This is a genomic window from Bradyrhizobium sp. GCM10028915 (genome assembly GCF_042666195.1).
Lineage (GTDB): Bacteria > Pseudomonadota > Alphaproteobacteria > Rhizobiales > Xanthobacteraceae > Bradyrhizobium > Bradyrhizobium canariense_D.
In genome coordinates this window covers 3,626-21,692 of sequence record NZ_JBHTFN010000068.1, presented here as the reverse complement: position 1 = coordinate 21,692, position 18,067 = coordinate 3,626, and the positions used below count along the sequence as shown (strand labels likewise).

The 18,067-nt window shown below is 60.5% G+C and carries 17 protein-coding genes and 6 pseudogenes; 12 read left to right on the top strand and 11 right to left on the bottom strand.

All coding sequences use genetic code 11. The annotated features are described in order from the left end of the window. Nucleotides 1-44: 44 nt before the first annotated feature. From ACFQX9_RS33415 to ACFQX9_RS33405, 3 genes and pseudogenes are all read left to right on the top strand, one after another. Nucleotides 45-248, top strand: coding sequence for a hypothetical protein (locus tag ACFQX9_RS33415; RefSeq protein WP_377791624.1), 204 nt, complete (start codon nt 45-47; stop codon nt 246-248). Further along, entirely contained in the window at nt 214-636 is a 423-nt protein-coding gene (locus ACFQX9_RS33410) for a transposase (protein ID WP_377791623.1), read from the top strand. Before ACFQX9_RS33415 ends, ACFQX9_RS33410 begins: the two co-directional genes overlap by 35 nt. Before the next feature lie 442 nt (nt 637-1,078). Then, nucleotides 1,079-2,142, top strand: a pseudogene (locus ACFQX9_RS33405) (IS110 family transposase). Nucleotides 2,143-2,697: 555 nt separating this feature from the next. On the opposite strand, the pseudogene ACFQX9_RS33400 reads toward ACFQX9_RS33405, so the two are convergent. Next, a pseudogene (locus ACFQX9_RS33400) lies at nt 2,698-3,977 on the bottom strand (IS1182 family transposase). Nucleotides 3,978-5,170: 1,193 nt separating this feature from the next. Here ACFQX9_RS33400 and ACFQX9_RS33395 point away from each other — a divergent pair. After that, nucleotides 5,171-5,869 carry an outer membrane protein gene (locus ACFQX9_RS33395; RefSeq protein WP_377791622.1) on the top strand — a complete coding sequence of 233 codons (699 nt, stop codon included), beginning with the start codon at nt 5,171-5,173 and terminating at the stop codon, nt 5,867-5,869. A gap of 399 nt (nt 5,870-6,268) precedes the next feature. Here ACFQX9_RS33395 and ACFQX9_RS33390 read toward each other — a convergent pair whose 3' ends face one another. Both ACFQX9_RS33390 and ACFQX9_RS33385 read right to left on the bottom strand, forming a co-directional pair. After that, nucleotides 6,269-6,589: a hypothetical protein gene (locus ACFQX9_RS33390; RefSeq protein ID WP_377791621.1), complete on the bottom strand. Its 321-nt coding sequence runs from the start codon at nt 6,587-6,589 to the stop codon at nt 6,269-6,271. A gap of 25 nt (nt 6,590-6,614) precedes the next feature. Further along, on the bottom strand, nt 6,615-7,733 hold the full coding sequence (locus ACFQX9_RS33385) for a DUF1236 domain-containing protein (RefSeq protein WP_377791627.1): 1,119 nt from the start codon (nt 7,731-7,733) through the stop codon (nt 6,615-6,617). Between the two features lie 196 nt (nt 7,734-7,929). Between ACFQX9_RS33385 and ACFQX9_RS33380 the strand changes: the two genes are divergently transcribed. Beyond that, complete coding sequence (locus tag ACFQX9_RS33380; protein ID WP_085350355.1) at nt 7,930-8,157, top strand: hypothetical protein; 228 nt, start codon at nt 7,930-7,932, stop codon at nt 8,155-8,157. A 280-nt stretch (nt 8,158-8,437) separates the two neighbouring features. On the opposite strand, the gene ACFQX9_RS33375 is transcribed toward ACFQX9_RS33380, so the two are convergent. From ACFQX9_RS33375 to ACFQX9_RS33350, 6 genes and pseudogenes are all read right to left on the bottom strand, one after another. Further along, the gene (locus ACFQX9_RS33375; protein ID WP_085350354.1) at nt 8,438-8,953 is read right to left on the bottom strand and encodes a PRC-barrel domain-containing protein; all 516 of its coding nucleotides are present in this window, start codon (nt 8,951-8,953) and stop codon (nt 8,438-8,440) included. Nucleotides 8,954-9,092: 139 nt separating this feature from the next. Further along, a pseudogene (locus ACFQX9_RS33370) lies at nt 9,093-9,836 on the bottom strand (glycosyltransferase family 4 protein); the annotation flags it as partial. Between the two features lie 286 nt (nt 9,837-10,122). Beyond that, nucleotides 10,123-10,472 (bottom strand): annotated as a pseudogene (locus ACFQX9_RS33365) (hypothetical protein). Nucleotides 10,473-10,547: 75 nt separating this feature from the next. After that, nucleotides 10,548-10,747 (bottom strand): annotated as a pseudogene (locus ACFQX9_RS33360) (hypothetical protein). A 270-nt stretch (nt 10,748-11,017) separates the two neighbouring features. Continuing rightward, nucleotides 11,018-11,299, bottom strand: a complete 282-nt coding sequence (locus ACFQX9_RS33355) for a helix-turn-helix domain-containing protein (protein WP_377791620.1) — start codon at nt 11,297-11,299, stop codon at nt 11,018-11,020. Between the two features lie 200 nt (nt 11,300-11,499). Beyond that, nucleotides 11,500-12,315 carry a class I SAM-dependent methyltransferase gene (locus ACFQX9_RS33350; RefSeq protein WP_377791619.1) on the bottom strand — a complete coding sequence of 272 codons (816 nt, stop codon included), beginning with the start codon at nt 12,313-12,315 and terminating at the stop codon, nt 11,500-11,502. Between the two features lie 338 nt (nt 12,316-12,653). Here ACFQX9_RS33350 and ACFQX9_RS33345 point away from each other — a divergent pair. The 5 genes and pseudogenes from ACFQX9_RS33345 to ACFQX9_RS33325 form a co-directional block, all read left to right on the top strand. Further along, a pseudogene (locus ACFQX9_RS33345) lies at nt 12,654-12,828 on the top strand (efflux RND transporter permease subunit); the annotation flags it as partial. Nucleotides 12,829-12,861: 33 nt separating this feature from the next. After that, on the top strand, nt 12,862-13,143 hold the full coding sequence (locus tag ACFQX9_RS33340) for a glutathione S-transferase C-terminal domain-containing protein (RefSeq protein ID WP_377791626.1): 282 nt from the start codon (nt 12,862-12,864) through the stop codon (nt 13,141-13,143). 167 nt (nt 13,144-13,310) lie between these two features. Next, nucleotides 13,311-13,853, top strand: a complete 543-nt coding sequence (locus ACFQX9_RS33335) for a hypothetical protein (protein ID WP_377791618.1) — start codon at nt 13,311-13,313, stop codon at nt 13,851-13,853. Further along, entirely contained in the window at nt 13,811-14,077 is a 267-nt protein-coding gene (locus ACFQX9_RS33330) for a methyltransferase (protein ID WP_377791625.1), read from the top strand. The genes ACFQX9_RS33335 and ACFQX9_RS33330 overlap by 43 nt, the downstream gene beginning before the upstream one ends. Continuing rightward, the gene (locus ACFQX9_RS33325) at nt 14,074-14,337 is read left to right on the top strand and encodes a methyltransferase (RefSeq protein WP_377791617.1); all 264 of its coding nucleotides are present in this window, start codon (nt 14,074-14,076) and stop codon (nt 14,335-14,337) included. Before ACFQX9_RS33330 ends, ACFQX9_RS33325 begins: the two co-directional genes overlap by 4 nt. Before the next feature lie 427 nt (nt 14,338-14,764). On the opposite strand, the gene ACFQX9_RS33320 is transcribed toward ACFQX9_RS33325, so the two are convergent. After that, nucleotides 14,765-15,211, bottom strand: coding sequence for a cupin domain-containing protein (locus ACFQX9_RS33320; protein WP_377791616.1), 447 nt, complete (start codon nt 15,209-15,211; stop codon nt 14,765-14,767). A gap of 118 nt (nt 15,212-15,329) precedes the next feature. Between ACFQX9_RS33320 and ACFQX9_RS33315 the strand changes: the two genes are divergently transcribed. Then, entirely contained in the window at nt 15,330-16,859 is a 1,530-nt protein-coding gene (locus ACFQX9_RS33315; protein ID WP_377791615.1) for a winged helix-turn-helix domain-containing tetratricopeptide repeat protein, read from the top strand. Nucleotides 16,860-16,977: 118 nt separating this feature from the next. Here the strand turns inward: ACFQX9_RS33315 and ACFQX9_RS33310 are convergent, their stop codons facing one another. Next, nucleotides 16,978-17,346: an alpha/beta hydrolase gene (locus ACFQX9_RS33310; RefSeq protein WP_377791614.1), complete on the bottom strand. Its 369-nt coding sequence runs from the start codon at nt 17,344-17,346 to the stop codon at nt 16,978-16,980. Nucleotides 17,347-17,676: 330 nt separating this feature from the next. Here ACFQX9_RS33310 and ACFQX9_RS33305 point away from each other — a divergent pair, with 330 nt between their 5' ends. After that, nucleotides 17,677-17,973 carry a hypothetical protein gene (locus ACFQX9_RS33305; protein WP_377791613.1) on the top strand — a complete coding sequence of 99 codons (297 nt, stop codon included), beginning with the start codon at nt 17,677-17,679 and terminating at the stop codon, nt 17,971-17,973. Nucleotides 17,974-18,067 lie beyond the last annotated feature (94 nt).

The following is an 18,067-nucleotide window of genomic DNA, read 5'->3' as shown; positions in this document are numbered from 1 at the left end:
ATCCGGGCAAGACAACGTGGGGACCAGCCCACATGAGATGGCTCATGTCGCAGAAGCTCGAGCATCGCGAGCAGCGCATCGCATTCGAAGAGTTACTTGAGGGGATACGCCAGGAAAGTGAGCGGCTGGAGCGTTTGGAAGATGCCATCCGCGAGGTAGTACCCGAGTGGTCGCTCGCCGAGGTTGTGTCGGCCCTGCAGGCGGTGCGCGGGATTGATCTCATTGCGGCTGTGGGGGGGGCTGGCTGAGATCGGTGATCTATCCCGCTTTCAAAATCCTCGCGAGCTGATGGGCTATCTGGGTCTGGTGCCCACAGAAAACTCGACTGGCGACCAAGTCAAGCGAGGCGGCATCACCAAAGCCGGTAATGGGCGGGCGCGACGTATTCTTGTAGAGGCGACCTGGAGCTATCGATATCCGCCGCGCGTGAGCCGAGACAAGCAGCCAAAGGTGGAGGCCGCACCGAGAGTCGCGCGCGAGATTGCGTGGAAAGCGCAAACCAGGCTGTGCGGACGCTTCCGCTCACTCGAGCGGAAGGGCAAGCGGCGAACCGTAATCGTCACGGCGATTGCCCGAGAGCTATCCGCCTTCATTTGGGCGATCAATCGCGAGCTCATGCCACCTCGACAGGCGTGACATCGTTGGGGGCTGTGGACCGCTCGAGTCGTGAGGTGCGCTCGACCGGCCCACAGCCCCCTTTGTTGCAATCAAGATCAGGGGGCAGTCGCAGACATTAATCGTGCAGAAGTGAAGGCGGGACCACGGCAGGGGAAATCCTGAAATCCATTATGTGGCCGATCATCCGATCGACGCCCGACGCTAGACCAGGGACAGCCCCAGACGAAAAAACGGAAATGCGGTATCCAACCCGCGCATCAGAGCCTGTTCACCGACGTCTTTGAGTCCCGCCTTCTCCTCTGCACGATCCATCGGCACAAGAACTTCACGATGAGTCCTCGTGGAGATGAGAAACCGTGCGCTGTGTGCTTGACTGGGGACATCAGAATGGGATGGTCCGGCCGTGCTCCTGCCCCGCCAGCGATAAGCTGGCCAGGGGCGCCAAAACAAGGAGCTCGCCATGTCTCAGACACCCAATACCGCAATCGCCGTGATCGGCATCGATATCGGCAAGAACTCGTTCCACGTCGTGGGCCACGACACGCGCGGCGCCATCGTGCTGCGGCAAAAGTGGTCGCGGGCCAGGTTGAAGCGCGGCTCGCCAATATACCGTCTTGCCTGATCGGCATGGAAGCCTGCGTCGGCGCACATCACCTGAGCCGCAAACTCGCATCGCTTGGTCACGATGCCAGGTTGATGCCGGCTAAATATGTCCGCCCCTATAGCAAGGGACAGAAGAACGACTTCAACGATGCCGAAGCGATTGCCGAAGCCGTGCAGCGCCCGACGATGAAGTTCGTGGCGACCAAGACCTCGGAGCAACTGGATCTGCAGGCGCTGCATCGGGTGCGCGAGCGGCTGGTGTCGCAACGCACCGGCATCATCAACCAGATTCGCGCCTTCATGCTGGAACGCGGAATCGCCGTGCGCCAGGGTATCGGCTTCCTCCGCACGGAACTGCCCACCATCCTTGCGACGCGCACCGATGCCCTGTCGCCGCGCATGTTGCGTGTCATCGAGGAGTTGGCAGGTGACTGGCGCCGGCTGGATCAGCGTATCGATGGCCTGTCCGGCGAGATCGAAGATCTGGCCCGTCAAGATCAGGCATGTTCGCGCCTGATGACGGTGCCTGGCATCGGACCGATCATTTCGAGCGCCATGGTGGCCGCGATCGGCACTGGAGACGTCTTCTCCAAAGGCCGCGACTTCGGCGCCTGGCTCGGACTGGTGCCCAAGCAGATCTCGACGGGAGACCGCACGATCCTCGGCAAAATCTCGAGGCGCGGCAATCGCTACCTGCGCGTTCTGTTTGTGCAGGCGGCATGGGTTGTGCTGGTCAGGATCAAGAACTGGGAACGTTACGGGCTCAAAGCCTGGATCGAAGCCGCCAAGAGGCGGTTGCACCACAACGTGCTCGCGATCGCGCTCGCCAACAAGCTTGCCCGCATCGCCTGGGCGGTGCTGGCTAATGGACGCGCCTTCGAGCTGACCAGGACCGACGATGCAGGCGTCCGACCCGCTTGATCCTCGCGCCGTGCTCGGCGCGGTCAAGGCGCAGCCTGGCAGCGCCGGAGCCGGCCGCAAGCCAAGCGCGACGGCCGGCCTTGACCGCCCCGGCGCGCGACGCGATCGACGCTCTGCGGGCCGGGACGAAGGAACGGCCATCGGCTCGAACAAAGGAACTGAGCGATAAGAGGAGCAAGCGATGACGCAACTCTATCAATCGTTCCCAGCCGAGGTCTGCGAGGGGATGAGACGAGATGGAGGTTCGGTCTTTCCGGCGCATTCGAACACTGGTGACCCAAATGGCCCCAATCGAGGCCTGTCCGCTAATGAGAAAGCACGCGCGCTGATATCCATGATGGCCCGGAGCAAATACTCCAATCAGAGGCCGGATACATTGATGCAAGACCGCTTACCGCCAACTCGGCCAAACCACTTGCAACGCACGGCCGGTCACAAGCGGTCCTGGGGCGGATGCGTACGGCAGGTCGGCTATGGGCCGATTCTGTTGAAAAGGCCGGAGTAGTTTTGTTGTAATGGTGTGAGCGCCGATGCGGGCGAAGGGCTCACCAGTTCTTATGCGAGCCTTGGGCTTGCCATTGGGATCAGCTTGGCCATTTTACGGAGGTTCTGGGCGGTGGCTGCGAGGGTGAACTCGTCGCGCGCGCCGTTCGGACCCCTTAGTCGCAGGCGATCGAGCTTGAGAATGCGCTCGAGGTGCGCGAACAGCAGCTCGATCTTCTTGCGGAGCCGACGCGAAGTGCGGCCCTCCCACGATCTTGCGATCTGGCGCGCCATGTCGCGAGCGCCCTCGTAGATCGAGCGCGGCACCCTCCGTGAGGCCTGCGTGGGGCAGCACCTGGACTTCAATGCGCAGCGATCACAATCGCGCTTGCTGGCGAGGTAAAGCATGGTGGCACCATCATTTACCGGCGTTCCGGTCGTGGTAAGAACTTTGCCATCGGGGCAACGATAAACGTCTCCGGTATGGTCATAAGTGAAGTCGTCGCGCGAGAAGATCCCGTCCGTGCGGGCCGACTTGTCGAACACTGCAACGTGTGGCTCGATGCCGTGCTCATAGAGCAGCCAGGCGAGCATCTCGGCTGAGCCATAAGCGCTGTCGCCGAGGAGCCGGCTTGGATAGAGATCGAACCGTTCGAGCGAGCGCTCGATCATGCGCTTGGCAACCAGCACCTCCGCCTGCCGGATTGCCGTCGTCGCCTCAACATCGACGATGATCGCGTTCGACGTCTATCAGGTAGTTCGTTGAGTAGGCGCAGAAGGCTTGGCCGCCGTGAGCCCCCGTCCAGCGCGCCGCCGGGTCGGGGGGCGACACGAACTTCGGGGTGACTTCTGTCGCTGCCCCGAAGGCTGCATCGTCGAGGACAGCTAGATACTCATCGTCCGCCAGCCGCCGGCGGAAGTCCCTTGTCGCCTTCGATGCCCTTCTGCCGATTGGCGTTGGCCTTGATCAGGCTCGCATCGACTGCAAATCCTTCACCGCCGACCAGCCTCTCCTCGATGCAGCGGTGCAACACGCTCTCGAACACGCGTCGGAAGAGATCGCTCTGCCGGAAGCGGCCGTGCCTATTCTTGGAGAACGTCGAGTGATCCGGCACCGCCCCGTCGAGACTGAGCCGGCAGAACCATCGGTAAGCCAAATTAAGGTGAACCTCATCGCACAGGCGCCGCTATGACCGGATGCCGAAGCAGTAACCGATCAGCAGCATCCGGATCATCAGTTCCGGATCGATCGAAGGTCGACCGATGTTGCTGTAGAAAGGTGCCAGGTCCCGCTTAATCTCTTGAAGGTCGACAAACCTGTCGATCGACCTGAGCAGGTGATCGGCGGGAATATGCTTCTCAAGTGAGAACTCGTAGAACTAAGCGGCCTGCTCGACTTGCCGATGTCCATTATGATCTTCAATCCTGCCAACTAGACAGACTGAATCACTGAACTATCTGCGTCGCAACCGCTGCCTTTTTCAACAGGATCGGTCAGAAGGCGACGTCGCGGGCCGGGTCCGATATGAACGAAGGCCGCCGATTGAGGCGGCCTTCGGGTGAGCTGTGCACGAGAGCGGTGCCCGAGCGATGGCGGATCACTCTACAACACCGGCAAACAGTGCCCTTACAAACGCCCTCTGCAGGTCTGGCGATACCTGCGGCAATTTCCTTCCCCTTGTTCGCCCAATTCGTTCTTGTTGAGGCAGGCTTGTCGCAATTCGGCGCACGCATCCCTCCGAACCGGCCGTTGGCAGGTCTCCCGGTATCTCCGGCAATTTCCTTCCCCCCGCTCACCTAGCGCGTCCTTGTTTTCGCACGCTTGCCGCAATTGCTCGCATTCACCTCGCATCCGGACGCCTCCCGGACCAATCTCAATGGATTGGGAAAAGGCCGAGACTGGAATTACGGAAAGAGCAGCTGCCGCTGCGGCGCCGAACGCATGTTTTCGTATTCCTTGCAACATTCCTAATCCTCCACTTAGCGCGTGTGTCGACGGATTTTGGCGACCGCAGTCGGCGCCATAGCATCTCGGCCTCGCCACGCTTGACCTCAATGGTTCGGCCGGCGCGTCTCCGCTTAGCTTACTGTGCGGCGTGGAATTGGTTCCACGGCTCGGAACGGTGAGGTTCACTGAGTTCACTCGATCTTAAGCGGTGGACATGAACGCAGGACCAAGCGGACAGTTCAGAGACGAGGGCGGGCCCTCCTGTACCGGCGGCGGCCAGTCTTGCAGACCAGCAGTTGTCCTACGGGCGCTATACGGACGCGGCCTTGATTCTCGTGCGCGACATCGAGCGTTCATTCCGCCGATAGGGCGTGCCGGAGGCATGGAGGGGCAGGCCTTATTCTCTGATCTTCGCAAGCGCGTACTGTCACCCGATTGCAAGGCGGAATGTTCCGCACACGCCGGCGCCTTTGGGCGCATTGTGCACGAAAAACTGGTGTTGATTCAGCAATCTGGTCTGCGGTGTGTCTTCCGCGCTACAGCAAATTTGGTGGATTGGAATAGCGTTTGAACATCTTTGAAACCGGGAGACTCGAAATGAAAAAGTTCCTTCTAGCTACTGTCGCTTTTGCAGCCCTAGCGGGTACAGCATCGGCAGCTGATATGGCCGCGCGTCCTTACACCAAAGCCCCAGCGATGGAGGCATCGCCGATTTACAACTGGACCGGCTTTTACATCGGCGGTCACGTCGGCGGCGCATTCGGCGGCAGCAACAACATTCTGGCCCCCGGCTTCACCGGCACCAGCAGCAACGATGGTGTGTTCATGGGCGGCGCGCAGGTCGGTTACGACCATCAGTTCTCGCCGAACTGGGTGCTGGGCATTGAAGCGAACTACAGCTTCCTCGACACCAATAACAATCCCTTCGTCAATCGTGGGCTCGGTTCGGTCACCGGTCGCATCGGCTATACCTGGGGTCCGGCGCTGCTGTACGTCAAAGGCGGTTATGCCTGGGCTGACTCCCGCCTTACGAACGGTTTCGGCGGCGGCACCTTCACCAACAACGGCGGTGGTCGCGACGGCTACACCGTGGGCGGTGGTCTCGAATACATGTTCGCCCAGAACTGGTCGGGCAAGGTCGAATACCAGTATTATGACTTCGGCACGCGGAACGCTCTCTTCACCAGCGCCGCTGGCGTTGTGACCGCCGTCGGCTTCCGCAATGACGAGCACACCATCAAGGCCGGCCTGAACTACCGGTTCAATTGGGGCGCCGCGTCGGCTTCTCGTTACTGAGGGCTTACATAGTCACGTAATCTACCTCAAGGGCCAGCCATCCGGGCTGGCCCTTTCTTATAAGTCGAAATGGCGTGACGCCAGGATCGGAGGATCGCGTATCTATCGGCGTCTCCCGCAGCGGCGACGGTCCAGTGACTAGGGGGAAAAGGTAACGACCTCGACCGGGGTCGAGGCCGCCAACCTATTGGCTAGGTTTCGCTCCCGGCTGGGGGCTTGGGGGCAAGGGTGCCGAGAGCAAGGACTCGACGCGGTGGAGTGCCGATCGTTCCCTTCCGGAGCGACGTAGCGCTCTCAGAACCTCGGCGTACGCGTGATGAGCGGAAGCGCAGCGCTAGTCTGGGCGCGGCAGAGTGGCTTGGTCGATCAAAGCCGAAAGGGCGACGCCTGACGCATCAATCACCAGCGGCCGGTACCGAAGCTGAAGCCGATGCTCGGCCCGCCGCCGTAATAGCCGTACCCGCGATCGTAGTAGCCCGGACCGCCGTAGGAGCCGTAGCTCCTGCGCACGACGTAGCTGTCGTCGTCGCCGTAGTAACGCTGCACGTAGCGGGGGCCACGGGTGCGGAAGCAACGGCCGTATTCGTTGCAGACCAGGCGAACCTGATCGACGTTTGCCGCCTCCGCCGATCCGACCGGACTGGGATTGAGCGGAGCTGCCGAAGCCGCCGACGTCAGCATGGCGGTGGCGGCAAACGCTGCGAGAGCAATAGTCCTCATGTTCGTTCTCCTTGATGTGACCAGATCAATCGATCTCTTCGATGACGCGACGTTCCTGCGGTTCGACGATGTAGGTGCGGCTATCCCGGCTGATGTACCGGTACTCCCGCAGGCTCGGTGCGTCGCGATAGACCTCCTCGGGGAAAGTCTGTACTTCTACGTCCGCCGGCAGGCGCTCACCCCTGCGGATTTCGGTGCGCACGGTGCTGCCGGTGGTCTGCCGCTCGCGCTCAACGGGACGCGCCTCGGGACGCGCCTTGGCATGCTTGCGGACCACTTCGCGATCGCGATCGCTGAACGTCACCTTGCGCTGTTCGGTGCGGGCCGGCGCAGCCGCGGTCGAACGACCCGAGTACGGAAGGACCGCGACGATCTGGTAGCTCGAAGGCTCCACGATTACGATCTCGTCCTTCACCAGCACGAAGTTGTAACCTCTGTACTGCGGCACGACCTCGACGACCTCCGCCGGCAGCGGCTGCAAGCGGACATCGCGCGGCACCGCCGTGCCCACCGATAACGAGAAGTTCACGTTGTTGAGGGGCTGCACGTTCAGATGCGAAATCGACGTGCTGATCCGAGTCCGCTGCTGATCGTTGATGTTCACCGACGCGTTCACGTTGGTGTTCGAGGAGCGATCGGCCGTGTTCTGCTGATTGTTCGGCTGCTGCGCCGTGTTGGTCGAACCGCTGCCCGCCGGGGACTGTGCCTGGTTGTTGCCCGGAGCAGGCGGATTGGCGCTCTGCGTCTGGGTATTCGTGTTCGAAGGAGAATTGGTCTGCGCCTGGCTCGAAGGCGTAGTGGTCTGATTGGACGGCTGATTGGTCTGAGCCTGGTTGGTCGAGTTGTTCGAGGCCGGCGCCTGCGTGGTGTTGGTGCCCGTGCCCGAATTGGACGACTGGCCTGCAGCGCTCTGACCGCTCGAGGGCGGAGACTGCGTCTGGGCCGAATTCGCCGAAGGAGTGGCGGACTGTGCGGACCCCGAAGACGAATTGGACGACGGCGTCGAAGAGGACGGCGTCGTGGATGTGGAATCCTGCTGACGAGACGGCGGATTGGAGTTCGACGTGCTCGGAGACGACTGGGCAAAAGCGGAAGTCGCGATCGCGACTGCAGCGGTGGTAGCCAAAAATAAACGCTTGTTCATCTGAACCTCCTTAATGCGGACGTCGGACAACCTGGGGCGAGACGCGTGGTTCCATTCGGGGAAAACTAGGCAATTGCGCGAGATGTGCATTTTCTTTTATACCGAAATTGTGCAAATCGTGAGAGTGGGAACTTCGGTCGCGCAGCGTCGTTGGCAATGACTACTTACGAGTCATTTTCACTTTGAGGAGAACACCATGAAGAAGCTTATCGTGTGCGGCGCTCTTGCCGCTTTCGCCCTCGGCACGCAGGCCGCCAGCGCCGCCGAGTTCTACATCGTGCGCGATGCCACCACCAAGAAGTGCACCATCGTCGACACCAAGCCGACCACAACCACCACGACGGTCGTGGGCGACGGCGTCTACAAGACCAAGGTAGAGGCAGAGTCCGCGGTCAAGACCACGAAGGTCTGCACCGAGCAGTAATAGTCGCGACGGCGGTAAGAGCCGTTTAAGCATTCTGACAACGATTGGAGGAAAAAATGCCCGTACTGATTTTGTGGGCCGTTCCAGCCGTCCTGGTTGTTGGCGGCGTCGGCTATTTCCTGGTTCACATGCACTGAGCGGATGACCCCGCACGGATGAACGGCCCGCCCAATGATTTGGGCGGGCCGTTTTTCATTGCGCCAGATCGGTACACTAGCCCTGTGGGCACAAAAAAGGGCCCCGTAATGGGGCCCCAATTCGCCGAGAGCACTCGTCGCGCTTAGTTGTAGTCCGAATATTTGAACTGCGGTAGCGCCTTCAACTGCTCCTTATTGCCGCTCATGACGGCGTGGTCAGGAACCCAATCGTTCGCGGTGCGGTTCGTCGTGGTTGTGGACGCGGTCCCGGTCGTGGTGGTGTCGCGGGCCGGGGTCGACGTGCCGCTCGAGCTCGTTCGAACCGGCTCTTCAACGAACTTCAGCTTGTCCATGGAGACCGCGATGTCGTGCTCGCCCATGCCGAGGAAGCCACCGATGCCGATAACCACCGCGTTGATCTTGCCGTTCTTGTCGACGAGCAGTTCGTTGACATCGCCGAGCTTCTCGTTGGCTTCGTTGTAGACGTTCAGGCCCATCAGCTTCGAGGCGCGCCAATTTCCCTTGAACGCCATCTTCGCATCGGCGGGGTGGGCGGTGGCCGCCGGCGCCGTGCGATCGACGGGCTGAGTGGATTGCGCGAAAGCAGCGCCGCCGATCACAGCAGTGCCAAGCAACGCGACGGCAAGGAAGCTTTTCATCGATGATCTCCTCCAACGTGACGCACCGGTTGGGATGCCGGCCTCAACGCCCCGAACTTCCACTTATTCCCGATACGGAACGGGTCGCCAAGGACTCGAATTCGCGCCGCCCCCACAAGTCAGCCGCGGAATAGATCTCTCACCTGAGGCGTCCTCCGCGGGCGACCAGATCGCGATATCGGCTGTCATACTCCTTCGCCATCCGGCTTGCGGCGAAGCACTCCTCGAACCGAGCGCGGATCACTCGTCTATCCAGCCGGCCCAGTTCTTTCACGGCGCTGATCGCCTGCTCCTCACCATCGACGATGAAGCCGGTGACGCCGTCCTCCACCACTTCCGGCACCGAGCCCGATCGATAGGCGATCACGGGCGTCCCGCATGCCATCGCCTCGATCATGACTAAGCCGAACGGCTCGGGCCAATTGATCGGAAACAGCAGGCCCGCTGCGTTCGCGAGGAAAGGCTGCTTCTTCGCATCGTCGACCTCGCCGACGAGCTGAACCGTCTGGCCATCGATGTTCGGCTCGAGCTTGTTCTTGAAGTAGGTCGTCTCCGCCCGAAGAATCTTGGCGGCGATCCGCAGCGGCATCCGCGCCGCGCGCGCGATGCGGATGGCGTCCTCCGGACCCTTGTCGGCCGTCAGCCGCCCTAGAAAGGCCAGGTACGAACCTGGTTCGTAGGAGGGCCTAAACATATCCTTGGGCAGTCCGTGCTGGATCGTCGCGATCCAGTTCGCCTCCGGAAGCGGCCGACGCTGGTCGGCGGAAATCGAGACGAACGGAGCGTTCGCAAAGGCACCGATTAGCTACGGCAGACCGGGAAGGTCGAGCCGGCCGTGCATCGTCGTCAGGAAAGGCACGCCGGTTCGGCTGAGCACCGGAAGGTGTGTTTCGGCATGGAATAAGGACCCCGTTTTCGGGGTGATCGGCATCCAATCGGAGTCGAACGCCGATTGACAGCTGACCGGCCTCCGGACCCCCTGTGCCCTCATCGACCGCTTCCAGGAGGGCTTGAAACGGCACGTGCGCTCGTCGGCGCAAACGGGGCCTGCATGCAAATGCGGGGTGTTGGGCGTGGTCAGGGCCGCCGGAGAGGTCCCGCCTGGCCATAGCGCGCGGGTTCGGCTCCCGTCCTCGCCATTTCGCGCCTTGCCGGCTCTGTAGGAAACGTCAGGAGGCGTTCGCCCTCGCTCGTTCTCGCGCCTCGCGCCGACGTTCGCGATGTTCGCGCCGCCGCTTGGGCTGCCGCAGCGGAGGAACCTGCGTCGCAGCGACTATCGCAGCCGGAGCCTCCTCGACCAAAGGCGCCTGGATCGGTTCGGTCGCAGCGGGCCGGCTTCCATGAACTCGAGCACCACCCGTCCCTTGGCAGTGATCCGCCATCCGCTGCTGATGCGTTCGACTGGTCCATGGGAAAAGATGTCGAGATCGGGCACCCGTGCGGCGAGGCGCTTGGTCCGGTCCGCCCAATCGCGACCACTGGTCGCCAGGATAGCCATGTCGCGTTTGAGGTCCTCCATGACGGCAAAGCCATCCGGATAGCTCACCAGGATCCTGAGAACCGTCACCTGGAAGTTCGCGCCCCCTCCAATCAATCAGCGCCGCATCGTGGGTGCATGGGACAGGGCGTCACGGCCGACTTGCCTGGGGCCATCGACCGAAACCTCGCCTCTGGTGGCGCCTCCAGGATTTTCGAAGCGACATGAGTACGTGCCCCGATCTCGCCGTGCGAAACGCTTTCGCAGACTTCGTCCAGGACCGCGCGCAAAAGCGCGGTGGTTGCCGTGTCGAACATGGGGTGCCCCCAAAGGGAAACTCAATAGTAGCTCGGTTTTTCTGGCTTGGGTATTCGGGTATTTAAGCATCGCAGCAAACACGCTCGGGAATTTTAAGGAGCAGAGCGCTGCCACCCGAGACGCCGAGCGGCGCATTGACCACCCGAGCACACATCGATATCCAAAACTGCTGGTCGCTTCGGCGCAATTTTTCAACCGCAGTGACACCTGCTTGCCAGGCGAGAACGGAGCAAGCTCGAAGCTGGCTGCAAAGCCCGAAGTGACCGAACCTACACCGTATGCGGCCCGAGCAATGCCTTGTAATACGATTTGACGGTTGCGTAGCATTCGCAGACGCTTTCCTGCAGGCCTTCAACATCAGTGATCTGTATGTGACCCCTGAAGTAATTTATCATTCCAGCTTGTTGAAGCGTTCGCGCATGTAACGTCACACTGGTTCGCTTGACGCCGAGCATCTCAGCAAGAAATTCCTGGGTGAAATGCAGATTGTCGGTGTCAGCTAAACGGGTCGGCTGCGAAACGTGTCGCTTCTTTCCACGCCGCTTCGTCATCGAGGAACTCCTCGAATGGGGCAGGCGTGCTTGGGTCTAGGTTGAGAACCTTGAAGACGTACAGCGGCATGGTCAGCATGTGAACAGGCGTCCGGGATGAGCCCAATCGCTGCTTGCTAGATCAACACCTTAGCTCGCCGATGGGGCGTTGGAACCCTACGCCGATTTACATGCTCGGAGGCTACCCGCCTTACAAGATATCACCCAACCGCTACGCTAACGCGGAGGAAAGTGGCGGGGATGGACGTCGCCTCCTTGCTTGTGTTTTGGTTGGTGAACAGCGTTTCCATCTCTTTTTGTAGCTCGGCCTTGCGGCCGTTCTTTTCTGCCGCGTCGAATGCATTCATCGTGGGGCCGTAATAGTCGCGGAACACAGCGACGAACTGTACCGGCGTGCCCGGGAAGTTGAAGTTGTAGGTATCACGAGAGAACGAGATATTCTCCTTGGCGATGCCGGCGCTGCCAAACCGCTCGACAACATTGCTCTCGATGCCCCAGGTCATCGGACTGACAAAGCCCTCTGGCGGGGGCGGAGTGTAGGCGGCGGCAATCTTCAGGATCTGAGCAACCAGGGTTGGATCGCCAGGAATCCAGTTTCCCATGATGATCCGTCCGCCCGGCCGTGTCACACGCACCATTTCCTTGGCGACGTCGAATGGCCTTGGCGCGAACATGGCACCGAAAATGCTCACGACGCGATCGAAGCTTTTGTCAGCGAGGTCATCGAGGTGAGAGGCATCACCCTCCTGAAATCGGCAATTGAGGAGACCCATTTCCTTCGCGCGGTTATTGCCGGCCTGCACGAGGTTGCTGGCAATGTCGACGCCTAGCACGTCGCCGCCAAGCTTGGCCTGCGGAATAGCAGTCGTTCCGTCACCGCATCCAAGGTCGAGAATCTTCATTCCGTTCGTGGGGCCAAGCGAATTGGCGAGTGCCTCTCCGCTCTCTCGCATGGTCGCCGCCAGCCTCGTGAAGTCGCCTTTTTCCCAAAGCGCCTTGTTTGGGTTGGTGCTCATCGCTGTTCTCCTTCCCCGCTCGGTAGCTGATGTTCGGGCTGCGGCTGATGACGGTTGAACTCGCGCGGCAAGAGCCATGCGAGCACCTAACAATTCTCAGCACCTTTGCACCGAGCACCACAGGTCGAAAAAGCAGGCCCGGCGCTCAGCCGCACTACAGGTTAGGTCTGGACGATGACTAGGAAGGTTCATTGGCGATCGGCGCGGCACCCTATGCCGAAAGCAAAATGCTCCTTCGTAGGAGATGCCATAGGCTGGGCGGCTACGTGCAAGACGCCGGGACATCAATGCACAAGGCGGAAAGGCGTTTCGCCATCGAGGCGCAGAATGTTGGGGCCGCCTCGCTCGGGTTCGCCGATGGCGCTCGCGACCGGCACCGGCGCGGAGGTCCAAAAGCCCCTAGCCACAGTCGTGATCAGCGGCCTTCAGACGGCGACGCTCCTCACCCTGCTTGTACTACCAGCGATGCGCTGGCGGGTTTTGTACGGCCGTTGGTGTCGGGCCTCGTCCGCAAGAAGGTGGCCAAGATACCTCTGGTTTCAAGGATTGGCCCGCAACAGCCATGAAGAGATCGTCGAGGCCGCGCTGCGCGACGGGCGCGCGGTGCTGGCAATGATGCGCAGCGGCCCCTTTTTCTTCAGCGCCGAGCTGTCGAGCATCGACGCTATCGTCTTCGCGACGTTGTCATCCACCGTGCTGACGCCGATCGACACGCCGATACGGACCTATCTGCGATCGCAACCCGGCTGCCTGGACTACGCGGAACGCATGCGCAGCCGGTACTTTCCGGAGCTATCCGCCGCGCCGGCGATGGCGCTGAGCGCCTAGACTTTACGTCGATTGAGCGCGAATCCGAGGGCCAGTGCCACGACCATGACGATCTGAGCGGCAACGGTCTGTGTGGTCGGAAAGAAGCCGACAAGAGAGCTGGCTCGCCGACATAAGTCGGTTAGTGGATATTCGTGACGCGAGATGACACGCAGGAGGAACCAACGATGTCGTCCCCGGAAGCCCTTGCACTTCTCGACCTGATCCAGTCGCATCGGATCACCGCCGTGATCTACGTCGCGGCCCAGCTCGGAATCGCAGATCGACTGTCCGATGGACCGAAATCGCTCGACGATTTGGCTGACGCGACCGGTGCGAACCGGGCCGCATTGGCGCGACTGCTCACGACGCTCCGCACCATCGGCATCTGCGGCCCGGGCGGAGGCGACCGGTATGCCCTGACTGAAACCGGCGCGACCCTGGCCGGCGACGCTCAGTCGTCCTGCAAGGCCTGGGCGATCTTCGAAGGGCAAATGCTTTCGAAGTCGTGGAATGGCCTGCTCGAGACCGTCATGTCCGGCAAGACCGCTGCGCAACTACAAGGCTTCGACAACAGCTTCGATCTGATGGCGCGCGTGCCCGAGAATGTCCGCATCTTCAACGCCGCGATGACGAGCATGACGCGCTTGGTCACGGCTGACGTGCTGCGTCCTACAATTTTGGCCGGATTTCGCACGTCCTGGATGTCGGCGGCGGATCGGGCGAGCTGATCGGCGCTATTCTGGGGCGTTGCCCACAAATGCGCGGCACTGTGTTCGATCTTGCTCGCTGCGCCGAAACCGCAACGGCGCATCTTGCACAGCTCGGCCTGGCTGATCGCGCAGCTTTCATGGCCGCCGATTTCTTCGCGTCCGTCCCGGCCATTGCCGACGGTGTGATCCTGAAGAGCGTGACCCACGACTGGGACGCTGGGACGCTGAGCGCGCTTGCGTGATTCTGCAGAATTGTCGGCAAGCGCTTCCAGGGAACGGAATGCTGCTGCTGGTCGAGCGGATCATGCCGGCCATTCCTGGCGCCAACGAACTGCATCGATCCCACGCGTTGAGCGACTTGAACATGCTGCGGGGGCCGGGTGGCAGGGAGCGCACCGAAGCACAGTATCGCGACCTGCTCGGCAAGGCGGGATTTTACGTGACGTCGGTGACGGCGGCGGGACGATTTGCAGTCATCGAGGCGTCCCCGGTCGCGGGCTAATTTCGCGCCATGATTGATACTGTCGTACAACCCAAGCGACGCAGCACCGTAGGTGTCGCACAATGCGAGATAATGGCGCTGCGATAGCACAACCTGTCGGAGGGGGCTGCCAAGTTTGGAAAGTCTGCCTTGGCCGCGGCACTCCGTAACCAACCGTGCGCAACAGCCGTCGTGATCTATCGTGTGTAGCCAGAAGCGCCGGCTTCGACAGAGATAGGGAGGGCCGAATGTCGGCATGTGGCCATCGCTTCCGTTGACGCGGTGCAGCTACGTGTCGATTGATAGGAGTAGACCGGGAGTTGGCACCCGAGAGCCAAGCCGCCCCTTTTCCCGAAGCCGACCCGCGCGAGACGATGAGAGAAGAGCAACGCCCGCCGAATTGCTCGACAGGAGTTGGCACTTCAATGCAGGCTCGACGGGTTCGTGCTTACGGTATTCTGGCGTCCATCTCGGGGTACAACACCACGCTTTCCTGGGCGGTAGGTTCGTTGCGCGTGCCGACGCAGACGGCGGATTGCTCTCCGCGGTTGACGGCAACATGCAGCACATTTTCCGGTATGTAGATGTAGTCGCCAGGCCGCACCACCTCTCGATACTGCAGCTGGTCTCCGGTCCATACCTCTATTTCGCCGCTCAAGAGGTACAGAGCGGTCTCATGCCGCTCATGCACATGCGCCCTGGTTCGTGCGCCTGGAGGGAGCGTTACGATCCCGAGAAACAGGGTCGTCGAGCCCACCGTCTCCGCGCTGACGCCCGGCTCGTAGTCCGATCCCTGTTCCGATCTGTATTTGGCGCCTGCCCTGACAACGGACGCCTTCTGCGCGGCTCCGACCCGCTTGTCTTCCGACCTGGTGATATGACTCAAGGCCGTCATTGAACCCTCCTGATGGGTGATTGGATTAACGAGAGGAAGATCACTGGCCCGCCCCGAAAAGTCTTGAATCATCTGCCGAAAAGTTCCGAAATGTTGCGAACATTGCTAGAGTTCGCCAATGGTTACCAAGATCGCCTTTGGTCCGTTCGTTCTAGACGTGGATCGCGGAATGGTTTTCCGGGAAGGCCGGCCGATTGCTCTCAGCAACAAGGGCCTGCAGCTGTTGCTGACGCTTCTTGGGGCGCCCGGTCAGGTATTCAGTAAGGCCGACCTGATGCGGGCCGTCTGGTCAGATGCGGCGGTTGAGGAGAGCAATCTCTCGGTTCAGATTGCGGCCCTGAGGAAACAGCTGGGGTCGTCGCCGGACGGAGGGGACTGGATCGCAACGATCCCACGCGTTGGATACCGCTTTACCGGCTGCGTTTCTGCACAAACCAGATCCGGCAATGCGCCGAGCACCGCGGGGGAACATCGCCCGTCCATCGCAGTTCTGCCCTTCACAAACTTAGGGGGTGATAGAGAGCAGGAGTATCTCGCCGACGGCATCACCGAAGACATCATTATCGCGTTAACGCGCTTTCGATGGTTCTTGGTGATCGCGCGCAATTCCAGCTTCGCCTATAAGGACAAGTTGATCGACATGAAGCAGATCGCACGCGAGCTAGGCGTTCGCTATCTGCTGGAGGGAAGCTTGCGCAAGTCTGGCGTCCGCGCCCGTATTTCAGCGGAGTTAGTTGATGCCACGTCAGGCAGTCATATCTGGGCGGAAAGCTACGACCTCGAACTAACAGAACTCTTTGCAATTCAGGATGAGATCGCGGAGCGCGTGGCTGGCGCAATTGAGCCGGAGCTGCTCAAGACCGAAGGTGCCCAGGCTGCCGCCCGCCACACCGGCAATATGACGGCGTGGGATCTGGTGCGTCGAGGCACCTGGTTTTTCCATCAAGTAACGCGCGAGAACCATCTCAAAGCGCGCGAGCTGTTTCGCGAGGCCTGCAGGCTCGACCCCGAGTTGCCGGAGGCGCACATTTGGCTCGCCCGGGTCAGCGGCGGCGTCGTTCCCTATGGATGGGCGGAAAATCCCGCGCTCGAGCTCCAAGAGGGATTGCAGGCCGCCCTCAAGGCTGTCTATCTCGATGAGCGCAATCCCTACTCGCACTATGCGCTTGCGATCGTCAGCATCTTTTCGGGACAGCTCGAGCAGGCTATCCGAGCGGCACGGAAGGCAATCGACATCAGCCCAAGCTTTGCGCTCGGTCATCTGGGTCTCGGGATCGCCCTTCTTTTCAGCGGACGCGCATCGCAAGCGATTTCTCCCTTGCAACATGGGCTACGGCTCAGTCCCTATGATCCGCAAAACTTTGTATGGTTCAATATGTTGGCCCTGGCGGATCTTTTCGAGGGAAAAGCGGAGCCCGCGCTCGACGCAGCAATCCGGGCGCTGCAGGTTCGACCGAATTGGTGGACCACCTTGGAGGTTCTCACCTGCTGTTATGCCGGCCTGGATAGATGGGACGAAGCGCGTACATGCGCCCGCGATATGACCGAAGTTGAAAGGCAACCGGGCGATGTCTTGGCGGTTCTGAGGGAAAAAAACCCAGGCTGGACAGCACAAATGAACGAGGTGCTGCGGAAAGCGACCAAATAGCGGGTGCGCGCGCGGCTGACTTCCGAAGGGCCATCGGCGAAGCGCTGGCCCCTCGCCACGAGACCCCTCACCGGAGGCATAGCGGACCAGATTTGCTCACATTAAGTTGCCGTGGTTTTCATTCAGGAAAGTTGAGCCTTGGTATGTTGCGGCGCTGTACGATGAAATCGACAGCCGTACCAATGTCCTTTACGGCGGTGTCGCCCCGCACAATGGGGGGATTAGCTTCAGGCTTATCAGCCATCTCGGCCGGGCGGGTCGATTTGCCGTAACCGCGCAAGTCCAGAAGCCACACGTCGTATCCGCGCGAGGCCATATACTCCATCCACGAGATACCGTCGAGCTTCAGGTCGAACGCGGTTGCTGACGGATACGTCGCGCCATGAACATACAACACGGTCTGCTCGGGACGGAATGTTGCCATGTTTGCTGGTCGCTTGTTGCGGACGTAGATTTCGATCCCCGGATCAGCTGATTTGACCATCATCTCGTCTGTGACCGGTGCTTGCGCGACTGCGGGAGAAGCGGCAACAGCGAAAATGACGGCTCCGATTGCGGCAATCTGCTACATTTCGTTGATCAAAATCTTCCGGATGTTAGTTGTAATCTCGAACCACCGCCATCAAGAAACAATCAACAGTCGGCGCAACCAAGTTGGAGCAACAAGCCGAGTACGTTAGAGGTGTTGACACTTTTTCCCTCGTTTTTTCGTTGTGCAGCAATGTGAACGGGTTCACATTGGGCGCTGGCCAAAAGCGCCTAGAATTTGCGGTACGCCAAAGAGATTTTCAGCAGATATTTAAGAGGAGGAACGGCAATGGAAAACAGAGTCAGCACTCCAGTCATCAATCTTGCTCCAGGTTCACTTGCGTTTCCGCTGTTCCTTGGCGCGATGGTGGCATGTGGCCTCTATGCGGCTTTCATCGCTACTCCCGCCATGCGCGCGGCGGCACAACAGCAACTTGTGCAAGCATTAACGGATGAGAATCGTTCGTTTTGCGAAAGGTTTGGAATGCGTGTGGGGAGCAACGAATTTGTTGCGTGCAGCGAGGGCCTGGCGATTGTTCGGCAAAAACAAGCTGAGCGCGACAGCGCGGCGGCGAACGGCTTTTAGCGTTCGCCTGCTGTTTGGTTGTGCTGCGTGACCGGGGCTCCGCATTTGCATATCGAATCGGGCGTGAGGTGTCCCGGTCAAGATGATCTGCTGA